The organism is Pseudomonas sp. SDT291_1_S447 (assembly GCF_054070155.1).
The window spans coordinates 65040-81584 of record NZ_JBSVXS010000020.1; the positions used below are offsets into that span (position 1 = coordinate 65040).

Genomic DNA, 16545 nt, shown 5'->3' on the forward strand with positions numbered 1-16545 from the left:
GTCACATCAATGTTGAATGACACACCGCTTTCGCGAGCAGGCTCGCTCCCACAATGGATCAGTGGAGATTAGTGGGAGAGTTGGTTGGCGAACTGGCCGACGGCGTTGACGACCTTCTGTGCACCGTCCTGAATCTCGACAATCACCGTGCCCGCCTCTGCCGCCAGCGCCAACCCTTGTTCGGCCTGGAGCTTGCCATCAGTCATCAGCGCCACGGCGTTGCGCGCCATTTCCTGGTTCTGTCGCACCACGGTGACGATCTCTTCGGTCGCCTGGCTGGTGCGCGAGGCCAGTTGTCGCACCTCGTCGGCCACCACCGCAAAACCACGGCCCTGCTCACCGGCGCGCGCCGCCTCAATGGCAGCGTTGAGCGCCAGCAGGTTGGTCTGTTCGGCAATGCCGCTGATGGTTTTGACGATGGTGCCGATCACCTGCGACTGCTCGTTCAGCGCTTCGATACCCTCACCGGCAGCCTGCATGTGCCGCGACAGATCACGCATTACGTTGACCGCTTCAGTCACCACCGTGGTACCACGTTGCGCGGTGCTGTCGGTTTGCTGCGAGGTGCTGTAGGCAATGCTCGCCGCGTCGGCGACGGCTTGTTCGCGGTTGACCTGATCAGTGATCACGGTGGCGAACTTCACCACTTTGTACAGTTTGTTGTTGGCATCGACCACCGGGTTGTAGGACGCCTCCAGCCAGACCGTACGACCGTGGCTGTCGACACGTTTGAAGCGGTCAGCGACGAATTCGCCGTTGTTCAGACGACGCCAGAAATTCTGGTACTCGGCGCTGTTGTATTCCTCCGGGGTGCAGAACAGGCGGTGATGTTTGCCCTTGATCTGCGCCAGGCTGTAACCCATGCCGCTGAGGAAGCGATCGTTGGCGTTCAGCACATTACCGTTGAGGTCGAACTCGATCACAGCGGTCGAACGCACCAGTGCTCCGATCAGGTTTTCGTGTTCACGGGAGGCTTCAATGGTGCGGGTCAGGTCGCTGGCGAACAGCGAAATGTGCTTGATCCGCCCATCCGAAGAGCGCACCGGTTGCACGATCGAACGCAGCCATGCTTCCTCTCCATTGCCACGCAGCAGGCGCACGGCACCGGCGAAATGCTCGCCGCGATTCATGGCGTTTTTGAAGCGGTGATGGAATTCGTCCGACTTCACGTGGGCCGGGACGATGTCTTCAATCGCCCGACCGATCAGGTCATGACTCTTGTAGAGCATCTCGGTGAGGAAGTTCTGGTTGACCGACTGAATGCGCCCGTCGGGCTCAAGGTTCAGCACCAGCATCTCGCTTTCCAGGCTTTCCTTCACCTGCACGAGGCTGGAGAGTTCTTCACGAAGAGCGGCCAGCTCTTGCTTCAAGCGTTTGTTGAACATGGGAAAGTACCGATGGGCAGGATAGAAAGCGGGATGCAATCTAGCCATCGGCCTTGAAAACCTTTTCTGAAGAGCGCTGGCGACTCGTCAGTCAAAAATAGTTCTGAGCGGTAAAGTCACGCAGTTCCGGCCACCTGACACTGTCCCGAACGCGGCATTCGCGCACCGAAATACGCCGCCGTCAGAATGCCCACCACTCCCATCACCGCACAGAACATCACACAGATCCAAGGACTCCACGGCATCAGACCGATCAGCAACAGCGGTGTGATACTGGCCCAAATGGCGTAGGCAATGTTGTAGGTAAAGGAGATGCCTGACACGCGAATACGTGCCGGGAACAACCCGACCATCACCGACGGCACCGCGCCGACAACACCGCAAGCCACACCGGCTACCGCGTAAGCCAGGCCGACCCAGTTACCGCCCATGATCAAGCAGCCATACAGCACGCTGATGCCCAGCGGCAGCAGCAGGCTATAGAGCATGACGGTGCGCCAGGCGCCAAGACGATCGACCAGCAACCCGGCGATCACGCAGCCGATGTTGAGGAAGACAATGCCCAATGCACTGAGCGCGAACGTGTGGCTGGCGGTCATGCCAAAAGTTTTCTGCATCATGGTCGGCGTAATGACGACGAACACCACCACCGCCGAGGTCAGCACACAGGTCAGCAGCATCGCTGGCCACATCGCCAGCCGATGCTCACGCAGCACCGTGCGCAACGGCAGTTCAACCCGCGCTTCACGCTGCGCTTCCATGGCCATGAACACCGGGGTTTCGCTCAGCCAGCGGCGCAGGTACACGCCAATCACGCCGAACACGCCACCGAGCAGGAACGGGTAACGCCAGGCGTAATCGAGGATTTCCGCCGGGGTGAACACTTGTGCGAGGAACGTCGCGGTCAAAGCGCCGATCAGGTAACCGAAGGTCAGCCCGGCCTGCAAAAAACCCAGGGCGTAACCACGATGGCCGGCCGGCGCGTGTTCAGCGACGAACACCCAGGCGCTCGGCACCTCACCACCGACCGCCGCGCCCTGGAGGATGCGCAGCGCCAGCAACAGCAACGGCGCGAAGTAACCGATCTGGGCGTAGGTCGGCATGATCCCGATCAGCAGGCACGGCAGCGCCATCATCAGGATGCTCAAGCTGAAGACTTTTTTGCGCCCCAAGCGATCGGCGAAATGCGCCATCAGGATCCCGCCCAAGGGCCGCGCCAGGTAACCGGTGACGAAAATCCCGAAGCTTTGCAGCAGACGCAGCCACTCGGGCATTTCCGGCGGGAAGAACAGCTGGCTGAGGGTCAGGGCGAAGAATACGAAAATGATGAAATCGTAGATTTCCAGCGCGCCGCCAAGGGCCGCAAGGCCGAGGGTCTTGTAGTCGGAACGGCTGAACGGCGCGGGTTTGGCCGGGGATTGGGCAGTCATGGCAAAGAACTCGGAAACAGGCAAAAAACCAAGGCGCCCATGGTCTACGTAAATGGCCGGATGGACAACCCGTTAGACCATAGTCCCGGTTTTGCAAAAGCGGCTCACAAAGCATCGGTAGTTGAATTACTGTAATGCCTGTCCAGCGGGACCACGCCAACGCCGGCCAACCGTCGTGAACCCCATGTGGGAGCGAGCCTGCTCGCGAAAGCGTCAGTTCAGGCAACCTCAATGTTGAATGTACCGGCCTCTTTCGCGAGCAGGCTCGCTCCCACAGGGATCTCTGTGTTGTCGAGATCGGCGAGCGTTCCCCCGGACCACAATAACCATAAAAATCCGAGGTACTCCCTGTGGCCGTTGATATCGAAGATAGCCGCTCCGCACGCTTTGCCCTGCGCTGTTCCAATTTTGCCGAACGCTGGTTTCCCGACTCCTGGGTATTCGCCGCGCTGGCCGTGATCATCGTCGCTTTGGCCACGCTGGCCATGGGCGCCAAACCCACCGATGCGGCGATGGCGTTCGGTGACGGCTTCTGGAGCCTGATTCCGTTCACCATGCAAATGGCCTTCGTGGTGATCGGCGGCTACGTGGTCGCCAGCTCGCCACCGGCCGTGAAACTGATTGACCGGTTGGCACGCATCCCGAAAAACGGCCGCTCCGCTGTAGCGTGGGTGGCGCTGATCTCGATGGTCGCCTCGTTGCTCAACTGGGGCCTGTCGTTGGTGTTCGGCGGTTTGCTGGTGCGCGCCCTCGCCCGCCGCACCGATCTGAAAATGGATTACCGCGCCGCCGGTGCCGCCGCTTATCTGGGCCTTGGCGCAGTGTGGGCGTTGGGCTTGTCGTCGTCGGCTGCACAGTTGCAGGCCAACCCCGGCAGCCTGCCGCCGTCGATCCTGTCGATCACAGGGGTGATTCCGTTCACCGAAACGATTTTCCTCTGGCAATCGGGCGTGATGCTGCTGGCGCTGATCGTGATCTCGATCATCATCGCCTACGCCACCGCCCCCGGGCCGAACTCGGCGCGCGACGCCAAGGCCTGCGGCATCGACCCGGCCTTCAACCTGCCACCGCTGCAACCACGTACGCGGCCCGGTGAATGGCTGGAACACAGTCCGCTGCTGATCATTGTGCTGGTGCTGCTCGCGGCGGGATGGCTGTTCCATGAGTTTTCGAGCAAACCGGCGATCACCGCGATTTCCGGGCTGAACACCTACAACTTTCTGTTCATCATGCTCGGCGCACTGCTGCACTGGCGCCCGCGCAGCTTCCTCGATGCCGTGGCCCGTGCGGTGCCGACCACCACCGGCGTGTTGATCCAGTTCCCGCTGTACGGCTCGATTGCCGCGCTGATGACCACGGTCAAAGGCGCCGATGCGCAGACCCTGGCGCACCACATCTCGACCTTCTTCGTCAGCATCGCCTCCCACGACACCTATGCACTGCTGATGGGCGTGTACTCGGCGATTCTCGGTTTCTTCATTCCGTCGGGTGGCGGCAAGTGGATCATCGAAGCGCCGTACGTGATGCAGGTCGCCAACGATCTCCAGTATCACCTCGGCTGGGCAGTGCAGATTTATAACGCTGCAGAAGCGCTGCCGAACCTGATCAACCCGTTCTACATGCTGCCACTGCTCGGCGTACTCGGACTGAAGGCGCGGGATCTGATCGGTTTCTCGTTTGTACAACTGTTGGTGCACACGCCGCTGGTGCTGGTTTTGCTGTGGGCGCTGGGGACGACATTGGCGTATACACCGCCAGTGATGCCGTAAAGATCGTTTTCTTACAATGTCTGTTGCACTGTCCCACATCCTGCGTGGGACAGTCCTGACATTGCTGGTTGGCGTCTTCCTTTAGCTTGTCTCGGATCAACTCCATCTATTCAAGGAAGACCCGATGACCCCAATATCCCAATCGCTGAATGCGCTGCTCCAGGAGATGTATCAGGACGGCAGCGTTTCCGTGGTCGAATACAACACGCTGCGCGACACCGCTGACCTGCGAATGGAGGCCGTTGTCCGTGAGTTTGGCGAGCACAACAACCTGACGGCTTTTCACAAGGCGATGGATGTCGCCATGCAACTGCTGCAGACCTCGGTCATTGATGCCAAGAAAGCCCGACTGACTGACACCGGCGAAGCGATCGTCAAGGACGCAGTCACCGCCCAAGTCCAATACTTGTGTGCTGGCAGCGAACTGGCCTTGCGTCTTTTGTAATCCATTGAGCGATCCAGACCTGCGATAGCCCTTTCATCGAGAACTGTCACCCAACCGTCACACTGTCTTGTTAGCGTCCGCCCGAAACATATTGAAACATTTAGGCAAAACGGGCTGATACATGATCGACGATACAAACGGCACCGACGCATCCCCCGCAGACTCCGATAACCCCACCGACACCAGTCGCCGCCGCTTCCTCGGCGGCGTTGCGGTACTGGGTGTCGGTGCAACACTGGCCGGCTGTGGCAGCGCGGGCGATAAGCCGGGCAAACCGGTGGAGCGCCCACTGACGCCAGCCGAGCTGGACAAGGCCCTGCGCGATCAGGTGAAAACCGTGGTGGTGATCTACGCCGAGAACCGCAGTTTCAACAATCTGTTCGGTGATTTCCCCGGTGTCGAAAAGCCGCTGTCTGCGCTCAAGCCCGCTGACTATCAACAACGCGATCGCGACGGCTCGCTGCTGCAAACCCTGCCGCCCGTTTGGGGCGGCGTCCTGCAGATCGGCCCGCAAACCCTCGATGGCGTGACCTACCCCAGCGCCACACAGTTTCAGGAAAACCTGCCCAACGCGCCCTTCGCTCTCAAAGGCCCGAATGGCGAGGACTTGCCGTTCGGTCTGGTGACCCGCGACTTGTGGCACGTGTTCTATCAGAACCAGATGCAGATCAATGGCGGCAAGAACGATGGCTTCGTGGCCTGGGCCGACTCCGGTGGCTTGACCATGGGCCACTACGCGCAGAGCCGTTATTCCCTGCGCCTGTGGGATGTGGCTCAGGAGTTTGTGCTGTGCGACAACTTCTTCCAGGGTGCCTTCGGTGGCTCGTTCCTCAATCACCAATACCTGATCAGCGCCACCGCGCCGTTCTATCCGGACGCAGCCAATTCAGTGGCCAAATCACAGATCGCCGCGCTGCAAAGCGACGATCCGTCCGATCCACGCCTCAAGCCGCTGGAGCAATCCCCCGCCAGCGCGATGACCGGCCCGCCGCAGTTCGGCCCGAGTGCGCTGACCCCGGATGGCTTCGGCGTCAACACCCTCGCCCCGCCCTACTGGCCCACCTGGATTCGCGACCCCGAGCGCCCGGCGTATTCCAAAGCGGATCTGCCCAACGTCATGGTGCCGCAGACCCACGAACACATTGGCGACAAGCTGTCGAAAAAGCACATCGATTGGGCGTGGTATGCCGGTGCGTGGCAGGCGACGCTGGATCAGTACAAGGATTCCGGCGGCATTCCGAAAATTCCCAACTTCCAGTATCACCATCAGCCGTTCAACTACTTCAAGCAGCAAGGTCCGGAGAACCCCGACGAGCGCAACAAGCGTCTGCGTGATGCTGGCTTGGGTGACGAATCGAGCAGCAACAAGTTCTTCGCCGATGCCGAAGCGGGCAAGTTGCCGGCGGTGAGTTTCTACAAACCCCAAGGCAACCTGAACATGCACGCCGGTTATGCCGATGTGGCTTCCGGGGATCGACACATCGTGCGCGCGTTGAAAGTGCTGCGCGAAAGTCCGCAGTGGCAAAACATGGTGGTAATCGTCACGGTCGACGAGAACGGCGGCTGGTGGGATCACGTCGCACCGCCCAAGGGCGACCGCTGGGGGCCTGGGTCACGCGTGCCAGCGCTGGTGGTGTCGCCGTTTGCGCGCAAGGGCACAGTGGATCACACGGTCTACGACACGGCATCGATCCTGCGGTTGATCACCCGTGTGTTCCAACTGGAGACCCTCGACGGCCTCAAACAACGGGACGAGGCGATGATTGCCCGGGGTCAGAAACCCATGGGCGATTTGACCAACGCCCTGCATTTTCAGGCCTGAAAACCAGCCCTGTGAGTTTGCGCAAAAATCTGCCGATGACGGCTTCTCTGTCAAACGCGGCTGATCCACTATGAGGCGCCCCCGATACGCGGGGGAACCCACGCTGAAAAGGATCTGAGCATGTTCAAACTCGCAGGACTTAACCCGACAGCACTGGCTCTTGCCGCACTCACGCTGAGCGCGGCCGCCCACGCCGATGTCGATCTGAAACTGGGCAGCACCGAACGCGTCACCCGCCTCTTCGCTTACCCCAACAACTGCAACGTCATCTGCTTCCGCAACTGGACGCTGGAACAGACCGTCACCCATTACTTGAGCCAGAGCGTGCAACGCGATGGTTATGCCGATGCCAAGGTGCTGGTAAAAACCGACAACGGTCAGCTCTACGCCGAAATCACCGGCGTGCCGAAGGATTACGACAAGCCCCTATCGGCGCTACTGGACGCGGGTGATCTGGCCTACACCGGTGCCAGCAAGCTCAACGCCGACGGCAAATGGGCCTACAGCTGGTATCTGTTCCTGCCACTGGGCATGGCCCTGGAGAACCGTAAAAGTGTCGAACTGCTGCACTTCCCGCCGGATTACTCGCTGACCCAGGCACAGGATTATCTGCGTTCGAACACCACCGATCGCTGGGCAACTCTGCTGACTGACAATGGCATTCCTGCCGAGCAGACGCCGGCCTTCCAGACCATCATCGACATTGCCCCGATCGCTGCGCCGTCCAACGCCGGTAGCGATCTGGAAGGCGTCTATGACTACTTCAAGGATTACCAGACCACACTGGTCAAGCAGTTCAGCCAGACCACCAGCGGCACGACGTTGCCGATGGTCGCGTTCGGCGCGCCGGTGCGTAACTGGATCAAGCAGCAATACGGGCCAACCGTGAATGTCTTGGGGCTGGCAACCATCAGCCCGAGCGAAGGTGTGAAAGTGCCGGTGCTGGGTTCCAACCACCCAAGTTATATCTGGTACGCAGCCGACCCGAAGAGTTACACCGGCGACGATGCACAGGCCAAGGCTGATGCTGCGGGCCTGAAAGTCATGGGGCAGGATTTGAGCGCCGCCTGCTGGCAGGCTGGCATGGGCAGCAAACCGGGCAGTGATGCGCAGGCCACTCTCAACAGCTGTACGCAGACGTGGCAGGTCACGCAGAAAGTCAAAACCTGCGAGCTGTTCTACACCTCGATTCGCAACCTGACCCCGGAGCAGGCCGCTGCCAAGTGCACAACCACTGCGATCAAATCGCAACTGAAGCAATTGAAAGCGCCGCTGCCGGCAGCCGCTATTCCCGCCCCACACCTGTAATTGCTTGTGACATTCCCGTGTCAGCCAATGCTGACGCGGGAAAGCGTCTATATCGCCTGTCAGATCTGACAGTAGACCGGCTATACCTAATAAGACACGATTGGATCCAAGTACCGACATCGCAGTAGTGACAGGACGTCAACCCAAGGAAGTCGCAAAAGCCTTGCGACAAGGACTGTTATGAACATCCACGCCATGGCGCACTCTGCTCCGCGCGATACCGAAGGCATCTACCCCTTCGCCGGCTTGCCCGTGCGCCTGGGGTTTCCGGCCTGCGCCGATTTCGAAATCCTTCAGGATGGATACGGCGCCCCTACGGCGGTCGCCGCGCGGCGCGAGTTCCTGCACACCCACCGGATGTGCCGGGTGTCCGGACAATTACTGCCGTATCGCTGCCGCCAGACCCGACAATTGCTGACGGGCATCCACATCTACGATCCGCGCTTTTGCGGATTGATCGAACACGCGTGCGACCCCAACGTGTTTCTCGACATGAGCGAGTTATGGTTGTGGGCGTTGAAAGATATCCACAGCGGCCAACGGCTGACCATGGACTACACCGCCACTGAAGACAAACTGCTGCACCAGTTTGCCTGCGGTTGCGGTTCGCCACGCTGCCGTGGGTGGATCACCGGCTACGACGAAGCACCCACCCTCGAAGGTCAGCACTTTCTACAGCGCTGGCGGCATTCAGGGTCGCGCTGAAAGGTGCGCTGGAAGCTGAGTTATACCGCGCCAACCGGACGCAAACGATATTGCGGTGGCAACTGCTCGAAACCACTGATGGTGGTGTTGAGACTTTTCCAGCGGCCATCCTTGATGCCGTAGATGCAACCGTGGATCGACAGGCTCTGCCCGCGATGCCAGGCGTTCTGGATGATGCTGGTGTGAGCGACGTTGGCCACTTGCTGGATCACGTTGAGTTCGCACATGCGATCAACCTGCTCTTCTTCAGTCGGCAACTTGGCCAGTTCCTCGCGCTTTTCGTAGTACAGATCGCGGATCGAACGCAGCCAGCCATCGATCAGGCCGAACTGCCGGTCCTGCATCGACGCACGCACACCGCCGCAACCGTAGTGGCCGGTGACGAGGATGTGTTTGACCTTGAGCACGTCCACTGCGTACTGGATCACCGACAGGCAGTTGAGGTCGGTGTGCAGCACCACGTTGGCGACGTTGCGGTGCACGAACAGATCGCCCGGCAGCATGCCGACGATCTCGTTGGCCGGCACTCGCGCATCGGAGCAGCCGATCCACAGATATTCCGGCGTTTGCTGGCGCGCCAGTTTGGCGAAGAAATCCGGGTCTTCCTTGGTGATCGCGTCAGCCCAACGCTCGTTGTTATCAATCAGGTCTTGTAAGTCATGCATGCTGTAAGGCCTCAAGAAAGATGCGCTGGTATGACAGACGACCGCCCGTCGGGGTCACGCCAGAACCGCAAGTGATTTCATTGGAATTCTCGTGTGCCCGGTGAGTCCACCTAAGTAAGGCCCACAGTATGAGGAATTGCCATGACTGATTCACGACGCCCTTACGATGCAGTGCAACCGGAGCCCATCGATGATAACGAAGACCGCATGGGTTCGGTGCATGAGCTGGATTTCGATGAAGACCAACCCAGCGCGAAAATCGGTGATGAGATCCCGGAGCCTGAACGTGAGCAGTTGATGCCGCGTGAGCGGGTGCGTGAGGCCGGATTGACCGGCGCATCGACCGCTGACCATGAACCCACCGACGATGATCTGAGCCCGGAAACACTGATTCATGAAGATGGCGCGCGGGATGCCGAAGAGACCGGGGAAGGCAATCAGGCCGATTGGGATCTGAGCATTGTCGATGAAGATGACATTGGCGGTGGCAATGGGCTGGATGAGGCGGAACTGGCGCGGCGTGATCCGCTGGATGGCAACCGCTGATCTGTGTCGGTTGGTAAATAGCTATCGCGAGCAGGCTCACTCCTACAAGGGAACGCATTCCAAATTGTAGGAGTGAGCCTGCTCGCGATGCTTTTAAGGTTTAATCGACCAAAGTGCAGGCCATGACCACGGCATCTTCACGCCCACCCACCGCCGGATAATAATCCCGACGCCGGCCAATCTCGTTGAAGCCATAACGCTCATACAACTTGAACGCGCCCGTATTGCTGTCACGCACTTCCAGAAAACATTCTCGCGCAGAAGCCGCATACGCCCGCGACATCAGGTGCTCGAGCAACGTCAAGCCCAGCCCGCGCCCCTGATTCTCCGGTTTGACGGTGATATTGAGCAGATGCGCCTCATCCAGAATGATCTGCACCACCCCGTGGCCAACCTGCTGCTCACCTTCGAACATCAGCCAGATCTGATACTTGCCCAGCCCGTCGAGAAAAATCCCCCGGGTCCACGGATGACTGTAAGCGGCGTACTCGATTTTCAGCACGGTTTCCAGATCCGCCTCGGTCATCGGGCGGAACGATACAGCGTCACTCATTCGATTCTTTCCAGCGCGCCATCAGCCGACGCATGGCTTGCCACACAGCGGCCTTGCGCTGTGGCTCTTCCATTAACAATTCCAGACCGGGAATGGCCCAAGCCGAGCCCAGGCCTTCGATCTGCAATTCACGATTGAACGCTTCGGCATCCGCCTCACCGGCAAAACGCACCGCCGGCAGGCCGATCAGCCACAGGCAGGCACACGGAGCGGCTTCCATTTGCACGGAAAGGAATCCCTGCACAAAGTCACGCGCCGCTTCCGGGCCTTGATCCATCGTGCCGCGATTGAGCCACGGCCAGCGCACAGGCTCGCCGACGATTTGCGGTGCATCCGGCAGACCGGCGGCGCGCAGCATGTCTTTGAGTAACAGATAGGCGGGATCGCGGGACTGGAACGGTTCGCCTGTGGGTAACTCGACCAGCAGCAGGCAACGCCCGGCACGGAGCAATTGCAGAGCAAAACGTGGCGGTGGCACTGGCGCCGGTTTGGCGACAACCGGCGTGTCGTCGGCCTCTTCTACCGGTTTGGCACCGGTGCGGGTACTCGCCAACGACGGTCGTGGCACTTCGATTTTCGGCCGTTCGACCGGACGAGCGGCGGCCGTTTGCACCGGCGCTTCGGCTTGCTGCGCGGACACAACCGGCGCTTCTACCTCGGGCTCGGGCATGTCCAGCAGCTCGGGCCGCGAGGGTGCGGCGAAGGGCAATTCGGTGCGCGGCAGCCAATTGACCACCTGCATGGCGTTCAAATAGGCGCGGCGGCGGGACTCGATTAGCAAAGGTCGGCCACTTGTGGATAACTGAAGTGCGCTGATTCTACCGCCCTTCGTTCAAGATCGCCCGTTGTAGATCGATACTCTTTCACGAGGCGCTTTACCCACGCTCTTTATACAAAGAATGCGACAGCCCGTCCCGAGAGTGAATCGCATCCTTCGTGATGCAGTACAATCGCCGCTTTTCATTGCCAACCAGCCGGGCATTCCGATGATCGAACCCAAGCGCGTCTTGCGCGCCCTCGCTGAACACTGGGCACTGCTTGAGCCACTGTGTGAGCACTTCGACCAAGGCACATTGAGCCTCAACGAACTGCGCTCGCAACTGGCCGCCCAACAACTGGACAGCACGCCGCAGGACATCACCAGCCTGCTCGACGTGTGGATTCGTCTCGATATTCTGATTCCGGTGGCGAAAAGCCCGAACCGTTTCGAGCTGAACGCGCAGATTCACGACTTCCTCGCTTACCTGCGTCGCGAGCACCGACTGGGCTTGTGCCTGGAAATCGAAGCCTATCTGCGTCACCTCGAGCGTCTGGCCGGGTATATCCAGGACGCGTTTGAGGTTCGCGACGGCCACGATCTCGCCCGCCAGCTGCGCCTGCTCGACATGCGCGTGCGCGATGTGCTGAAGAAGCTCGACAACGACGAACAGGCCTTGGTGGCCGTCGCTGAACGGGCGAAGACCAGCGATCGGCAGATTCCATTGCGTCAGCGTTACGCTGAAGTACTGGCGACCTGGGACGAATACGTCGAGCCGATGATCGATCTGGTGAACGCCGACGGCGCCTTCGAACAAGGCGTGCGCAAGGTCGAAACCGTGCTGCTGAAGATGCTCAGCGAGCAACAGCGTCTCGGCCATCTGGTCGATGACGACATGCTGCTGCGCACCCACGCACGCATCCTCGAAATGCAGACCAGCGCGCAATTGACCTTGCGTCATGCCCGCGAATTGCTGCTGCCGCTGCGTGAAGAAGCGCGCCGGCACAACGCCGTGACCCGTGGCGCCGCGTTGGCTTTGGCGGCGATCCGCCGCAAAGGCATCGACGCCGTGCCGCAAGCGGCGATGCCGCTGTTCACCCGCCCGCAAAGCACCTTCCTCGGCAGCGCCAGTCAGGTCGAAGCCTACGTGTATGCCTTGGCGCGTTTCGAGCCGAAACCGGCGCGCTTCCCCAAGGCGCACAAAACGCAGAAAGGCGAAGCCCCACGCGCGCCACGCACCGTTCGCGAGATGGTCGACCGTTGCGAAGAAGCCCTGCCGATGCCGGATCTGATGACCTGGCTGCTGGAGCAGGAGCCGGACGGCGCCACCGACGAATTGCTCTACTGGTTCTCGCGCCTGTCGCGGGAAAAACGCTTCAAGCGCGAGCGTCTGGAACGCCGCGAATACCACACTCACGAGCACCAGGTCAGCCTGCGCTCCTTCGCCCTGCTCTCGGCCAGCGACTCTGCCTCCGAGAATTCTGCGAGCATCCCCAATGCATCTTGATCTTTCCGAACTGTCGCAACTCGCGCCGATCTTCCGCGAGCTGTTCAAGGGTTACCACGTCAGCCGCCGCGATCCGGAGCTGTACGCGCAATTGTCGAACTTCCAGGATCAATACCGCACGCTGTTCAAGGCGCTGGGTTTTGAGCTGGTCTGCGACACCCGTGGTTTCTACTACTTCGTGCCGGACATGGCCGCTGCGGCGGTGAACAAGACTGCCCAGCGTCTGGCGCTGTTCACCTTCATCCTCGTCGAGCACCTGGCCGATCAGGGCCGCGACCCGATTGCCGTGCTCGATGGCGGCAGCCTCGGCCGCGAAGAGTTGCCATCGCTGCTCGAGAAATACCGCGACCTGTTCATTCAGGCCGAAGTGCAGACCGTTGAAGAGCTCGAAGAAAAGATCATGCGCCGCATGACTCAACTCGGTTTTGCCAGCGAAGAAAACGGCGTTTATCGCTTCCTGCCGCCGATGCACCGTTTCCTCGACGTGTGCCTGTCGGTGCAGCAGGACCGCGATCTGGCAGCCAGCGTGCACAGCGTTCTGCCGCTGCCGGCACCAGTGCTGATCGACGAAGCGGCGGAAGCCAAATTCCTCGAAACCGACGATCCGCTCGATCTCTCAGAGTTTGAAGAAGAGAGCGAAGAAGACGCACTGGCCCGCGCCATTGCCGAAGAACAGGAGTCCGACGCATGAGCCAGGAACGCTACGGCATCCGCCGCTTTGCCCTTTTGAACACCGCCGGTTACAGCCTCGGCCTGTTCCCGCTGGAAGAACCGTTGTCGGTTTACGGCGCGAACAACCTCGGTAAATCGGCGTCGATCAACGCCTTGCAGTTCCCGATTCTGGCGCGCATGTCGGACATGAGTTTCGGCAAGTACAGCCTCGAACAGTCGCGGCGTTTCTACTTCGCTTCCGACACCAGCTACATCCTCGTTGAAGTGAATCTGCCCCATGGCCCGCACGTGATCGGCGTGGTCGGTCGCGGCCCGGGCGGCGGTTTCGGTCACCAGTTCTTTGCCTACGCCGGCAAGCTTGATCTGGCGCATTACCAGAAGAACGACACCTGCCTGCGCCAGAAAGAGCTGTTCAGCAACCTTGAGAAAGAAGGCCTGAAAGCCTACGAACTCAAGCCGGACGAACTGCGCCGTTTGCTGGTTGGCGGTCACACGTCGATCCCGCTCGACCTGACTTTGATTCCGCTGCGCTCCACCAGCGAACAGAGCCTGAAGACCTTCCGTGCGCTGTTTATCAACCTGCTGCACATGCGCGAAATCACCGCGGCCAAGCTCAAGCAGTTGTTCCTCGATGCCTTCGAGCACAGCCTGCGTTCCGGCAGTGTCGATTACATCGCCGCGTGTGAAGAAGCCTTCCGCGATGTGCGTCGCATGGAACAGGACTACAACTCGCTGGTCGCTGCCGGCCCGTTGGTTGAAGCCTTGGCCAACGGCGTGAAACAGCGCGACGTGCTGCGCGGCAAACTGCATCGCCTGTCGCCGCTGCTCGACTCGCTGCTCGGCACCTGGTCGGACTACGCCAGTGCGCGCAAGGAAGAGCTGACGATTCAGGCCGACCACTACCGTGGCGAGCAGGACAGTCTGCAAAACGATCAGCGCGGCGGCACGCAGGAACTGATGCGTCTGGAGCGGGAAATCTCCGGCATCCAGCGCTGGCTCGGCGAGTTGTCGGTGTTGAAGAATCGCTTCGCCCTGGTCGATGACGTCAAAGTGCTCGAGCAACAATTGCTCGCTGCCAAAGACGCTCACGACGAATTGGCCGGCGCCTTGGCGCAATCCCGTCAGTTCAGTGCGGAAGATCTGGAAGAGCGCGTACGCGATCTGGAAAAACGCCTGAAGTCGGTGAAGCAGCAACTCGACCACGCCGACAACAACAGCTACGCCCGCCTGCGTGAAGAGTTCTCGCAACAGGACGTCGAGCGCTTGATGCGTCTGTTCAACAGCGCCCTGTTCAGCCTGCCGCTGGGTGAACACGGCATCACCCTCGACGACGACGGCGAGTGGGTCAAATCGGTTGAGCTGATTCTCGATGGCTTCAAGGGCGAGCGTTTTGAAGTGCCGGGCTTGTCCATCGACATCTCGCACATTGAGCCGCCGGCGCTGCAAGCCTTGGCTGACCGTGCCGCGTTGCGCGATCAGAAAGAACGCTTGGAAAAAGAACTCAAGCAACTGAAAACCCAGCAGGCCGTGGCCGCCGACCGCGCCGCGAGCAAGACCCAGACCGAAGCGCTGTACCAGCAAGTGCTGGATGCGCAGAAAGCCCTGGAGGATTTCCGCCGCACGCAGACCCTGAGCGCCGAAGAAAGCGACAAGCTCGAGCAACTGGCGCAGATGGAAGGCGCGCAGGACGAACTCAAGCGCTCCAGCGACGCCTTCACCGAGCGTGTCCAGCAACTGTCGGCCAAGCTGCAACTGGTCGGCCGCCAGATCGCGGATATGGAAGCCAAGCAACGCACGCTCGACGATGCGTTGCGTCGTCGTCAGTTGTTGCCGGCAGATCTGCCGTTCGGTACGCCGTTCATGGATCCGGTCGACGACTCGATGGACAACCTGCTGCCGCTGCTAAACGACTATCAGGACAGCTGGCAAGGCCTGCTGCGCGCTGATGGCCAGATCGAAGCGCTGTACGCGCAGGTGCGTTTGAAAGGCGTGGCCAAGTTCGACAGCGAAGACGACATGGAGCGCCGTCTGTCACTGCTGATCAACGCTTACGCGCACCGTACCGACGAAGCGCTGACGCTGGGCAAGGCCCGTCGCGCGGCGGTCACCGACATCGCCCGGACCCTGCGCAACATCCGCAGCGACTACGACAGCCTTGAGCATCAACTGGCGCTGTTCAACCGCGAGATCAACAAGCGTCAGGTGTCCAACCTGCAAAGCTTCCGCATCGTTCTCGCGCCGAACAAGGAAGCCCTCAAGCACATCGACCAGATCATCCACAGCGCCGGTCAGTACGAAGAAGGCGAAACCCTGTCGGTGTTCGACCTGAGCCAGAGCGCCGAACAGGACAACAAGAACGAAGAGGCCAAGGAATACCTGGCGCGGCTGGTGGCGGCAAACCACAACCAGCTCGGCCTCAAGGACTTGTTCGAACTGGCGTTCGAGATCACCAAGGTCAACGGTCAGCCGGTTATCCACACCGACATCGATGGCGCGGCATCCAACGGCACGACCATGACCATCAAGGCGCTGACCAACATGTACTTGTTGCTGCACTTGATGGATCGCGATCAGGCCGGCCGCGTGCGTCTGCCGTACTACCTCGACGAGGCGGCGGATATCGACGAGAAGAACCAGGCTGCGCTGCTGGAAACCAGTCTGCAACTGGGTTTTGTACCGATTCTGGCGAGTGTGAAGCCGCAGGTCTGCGCCAGTGTCGCGATCGACCTGGAAGGCGGCAGCGGCCCGGCGGGGATTTACATTGATGAGGCGGACTGGAAGTACATCCGCCGTCATGATGTGGTGAAGGCAACGGTCAATGTTGAAGCAGATGAACCGGAGCTGGATGCGGTTTGACCGGCGTTAACTGAAGACAAAAAAAGGGCCGCGATCTGATGAGATCGCGGCCCTTTTTTATGGCTGGGGATTTGTGCTGGGCTTTGAGGCCTCTTCGCGAGCAAGCTCGCTCCCACATTGAAACG

The 16545-nt window shown here is 60.2% G+C and carries 14 protein-coding genes and 1 pseudogene; 9 read left to right on the plus strand and 6 right to left on the minus strand.

Going from position 1 to position 16545, the window contains the following annotated elements; translation table 11 throughout:
- Positions 1-68: 68 nt before the first annotated feature.
- From ACW9IR_RS09805 to ACW9IR_RS09815, 3 genes and pseudogenes are all read right to left on the minus strand, one after another.
- On the minus strand, positions 69-629 hold the full coding sequence (locus ACW9IR_RS09805) for a methyl-accepting chemotaxis protein (protein ID WP_371748318.1): 561 nt from the start codon (positions 627-629) through the stop codon (positions 69-71).
- Positions 609-1433: pseudogene (locus ACW9IR_RS09810) on the minus strand (PAS domain-containing protein); the annotation flags it as partial. The gene ACW9IR_RS09805 and the pseudogene ACW9IR_RS09810, both read right to left, overlap by 21 nt.
- 68 nt (positions 1434-1501) lie before the next feature.
- Positions 1502-2815, minus strand: coding sequence for an MFS transporter (locus ACW9IR_RS09815; protein WP_102901113.1), 1314 nt, complete (start codon positions 2813-2815; stop codon positions 1502-1504).
- 350 nt (positions 2816-3165) lie between these two features.
- Between ACW9IR_RS09815 and ACW9IR_RS09820 the strand changes: the two genes are divergently transcribed.
- The 5 genes from ACW9IR_RS09820 to ACW9IR_RS09840 all read left to right on the plus strand — a co-directional run bounded on the left by ACW9IR_RS09820 (position 3166) and on the right by ACW9IR_RS09840 (position 8864).
- Positions 3166-4584: a short-chain fatty acid transporter gene (locus ACW9IR_RS09820; RefSeq protein WP_102901112.1), complete on the plus strand. Its 1419-nt coding sequence runs from the start codon at positions 3166-3168 to the stop codon at positions 4582-4584.
- A gap of 124 nt (positions 4585-4708) precedes the next feature.
- Positions 4709-5029 (plus strand): hypothetical protein, encoded by a 321-nt coding sequence (locus tag ACW9IR_RS09825; protein WP_102901111.1) that lies wholly within the window; start codon positions 4709-4711, stop codon positions 5027-5029.
- Between the two features lie 121 nt (positions 5030-5150).
- Entirely contained in the window at positions 5151-6851 is a 1701-nt protein-coding gene (gene acpA / locus ACW9IR_RS09830) for an acid phosphatase (protein ID WP_457462972.1), read from the plus strand.
- Between the two features lie 120 nt (positions 6852-6971).
- The gene (locus ACW9IR_RS09835; protein ID WP_110721197.1) at positions 6972-8159 is read left to right on the plus strand and encodes a hypothetical protein; all 1188 of its coding nucleotides are present in this window, start codon (positions 6972-6974) and stop codon (positions 8157-8159) included.
- Between the two features lie 180 nt (positions 8160-8339).
- Complete coding sequence (locus ACW9IR_RS09840; protein WP_102901106.1) at positions 8340-8864, plus strand: SET domain-containing protein; 525 nt, start codon at positions 8340-8342, stop codon at positions 8862-8864.
- Positions 8865-8884: 20 nt separating this feature from the next.
- Here the strand turns inward: ACW9IR_RS09840 and can are convergent, their stop codons facing one another.
- On the minus strand, positions 8885-9529 hold the full coding sequence (gene can / locus ACW9IR_RS09845; RefSeq protein ID WP_064120416.1) for a carbonate dehydratase: 645 nt from the start codon (positions 9527-9529) through the stop codon (positions 8885-8887).
- Between the two features lie 141 nt (positions 9530-9670).
- On the opposite strand from can, the gene ACW9IR_RS09850 reads away from it, so the two are divergent.
- Entirely contained in the window at positions 9671-10075 is a 405-nt protein-coding gene (locus ACW9IR_RS09850) for a serine kinase/phosphatase (protein WP_457462975.1), read from the plus strand.
- 100 nt (positions 10076-10175) lie between these two features.
- Here the strand turns inward: ACW9IR_RS09850 and rimI are convergent, their stop codons facing one another.
- The gene (rimI, locus tag ACW9IR_RS09855) at positions 10176-10628 is read right to left on the minus strand and encodes a ribosomal protein S18-alanine N-acetyltransferase (RefSeq protein ID WP_007912963.1); all 453 of its coding nucleotides are present in this window, start codon (positions 10626-10628) and stop codon (positions 10176-10178) included.
- Positions 10621-11370 carry an energy transducer TonB gene (locus tag ACW9IR_RS09860; RefSeq protein ID WP_457462979.1) on the minus strand — a complete coding sequence of 250 codons (750 nt, stop codon included), beginning with the start codon at positions 11368-11370 and terminating at the stop codon, positions 10621-10623. The genes rimI and ACW9IR_RS09860 overlap by 8 nt, the downstream gene beginning before the upstream one ends.
- 244 nt (positions 11371-11614) lie before the next feature.
- Here ACW9IR_RS09860 and mksB point away from each other — a divergent pair, with 244 nt between their 5' ends.
- From mksB to mksF, 3 genes are read left to right on the plus strand one after another with little or no spacing between them, the layout of a single operon-like run.
- Positions 11615-12892, plus strand: coding sequence for an Mks condensin complex protein MksB (gene mksB / locus ACW9IR_RS09865; RefSeq protein WP_176470127.1), 1278 nt, complete (start codon positions 11615-11617; stop codon positions 12890-12892).
- Positions 12882-13583 carry an Mks condensin complex protein MksE gene (gene mksE / locus ACW9IR_RS09870; protein WP_007912968.1) on the plus strand — a complete coding sequence of 234 codons (702 nt, stop codon included), beginning with the start codon at positions 12882-12884 and terminating at the stop codon, positions 13581-13583. The genes mksB and mksE overlap by 11 nt, the downstream gene beginning before the upstream one ends.
- Complete coding sequence (mksF, locus tag ACW9IR_RS09875; protein WP_102901100.1) at positions 13580-16420, plus strand: Mks condensin complex protein MksF; 2841 nt, start codon at positions 13580-13582, stop codon at positions 16418-16420. The genes mksE and mksF overlap by 4 nt, the downstream gene beginning before the upstream one ends.
- Positions 16421-16545: the final 125 nt, after the last annotated feature.